Source organism: Streptomyces lonarensis (assembly GCF_012033735.1).
In the GTDB taxonomy this organism is placed as follows: Bacteria; Actinomycetota; Actinomycetes; order Streptomycetales; family Streptomycetaceae; genus Streptomyces; species Streptomyces lonarensis.
Window position 1 is genome coordinate 1 of sequence record NZ_JAAVJD010000461.1, and the last position, 1441, is coordinate 1441.

1 protein-coding gene and 1 pseudogene are annotated in these 1441 nt (G+C 76.1%); both read left to right on the forward strand.

Annotated features, from left to right (window positions below; all coding sequences use genetic code 11):
• Positions 1-58: 58 nt before the first annotated feature.
• Positions 59-1135 (forward strand): class E sortase, encoded by a 1077-nt coding sequence (locus HCN56_RS25525; protein WP_376770933.1) that lies wholly within the window; start codon positions 59-61, stop codon positions 1133-1135.
• A 22-nt stretch (positions 1136-1157) separates the two neighbouring features.
• Positions 1158-1441, forward strand: a pseudogene (locus HCN56_RS25530) (hypothetical protein); the annotation flags it as partial.

The following is a 1441-nucleotide window of genomic DNA, read 5'->3' on the forward strand; positions in this document are numbered from 1 at the left end:
GTCCGGGCCCGACGCACGCCACCGCGCCGGCGCCTCGGGCGACGCCGATCCGGCGACCGTGGGGCTGCGGCGGCTCCCCGACTCCGACCCCGCCGCCCGCCCGCCCGGCTCAGGCCGGCGCCGCAAGACCCCCGTCGCGGCCCCGGACGGCGCGGAGGACGCGACCGCGGTCATGGAGGCGATACCGGCCGCACCCGCCGACGACGCGCCGGCCGACGCCGCCGACCGGCGCGGCACGGCAAACGCTCCCGACGCGGACACCATCGGCGACACGGGGGAGGACGCCCCCGGCGCCGCGGCCGCGACGGCTGCCGAGGGCCCGGTGCCCGGCGGGCGGCTGGCGCGCCGCAAGGCCGAACGCCAGGAGAAGGCGACCCGCGCCAACAAGATCGCCAACGTCTTCGGCGAGGTGATGATCACCACCGGCGTCCTGATGATGCTCTTCGTCACCTACCAGCTGTGGTGGACCAACGTCGAGGCCCGCGCGCACGCCAACTCGCAGGTGGACGCCCTGCTGGACCAGTGGGACAGCGGCGCGGGCGGTGGAGGGGGCGGCGACGGCGCCTCCGACGGCGAGGGTGAGGAGACCGCCGGGGGCGACGGCGAGGAGGACGGCGGCGAGGTCGACACCTCGCCCGGGGTGTTCTCCCCGGGCGACGGCTTCGCCCTGCTCCACCTGCCGACGATCGGGGTGCGGGTACCGATCGCCGAGGGTGTCGACCCGGCGAGCGTCCTCGACCGCGGCATGGTCGGCCGCTACTCCGCCGAGGACGGCCTCCCCACCGCGATGCCCTGGGACGCCGAGGGCAACATGGGCCTGGCGGCCCACCGCAACACCCACGGCGAGCCGTTCCGCTACATCAACCGCATCAACCCCGGCGAGCCCATCGTCGTCGAGACCGAGAGCACCTACTACGTGTACGAGATGCGGAGCCGGCTCGACTCGACCTCGCCGGCGCACGTGCAGGTGCTCGACCCCGTGCCGGACTCCAGCGGCTTCGAGGGGCCCGGTCGGTACATCACCCTCACCACGTGCACGCCCGAGTTCACCTCGACCTACCGACTGATCGTGTGGGGCGAGATGGTCTCCGAGCAGCCGCGCTCGGACGGGAAGCCCGATGCCCTCCTCAACTGAACGAACGCCAGGGAGCGACCCGGTGGAGCACCGAAAGGCCGGGGCCGACCCGGAGCACGACGACAGAGACGGGGACGGCGCGGCGGACGGCGTCGGGGAGACCACCGGGGGCCCCGGGGAGGGCGACCGCTCGCCGACCGCCCGGGAGACCGGCGAGAGCGGCAGCGGCAGCGGCAGCGACGGGGACGGAGCCGCGGGCGGGGGCGGGGACGGCACGGCCGTCAGCAGCGACGCGGAGGCGGACACCAGCCCCGCCGCCGCTGCCGCCGCTGCCGGTGCTGACGGTGCGGCGCAGCCGCCGCCCGC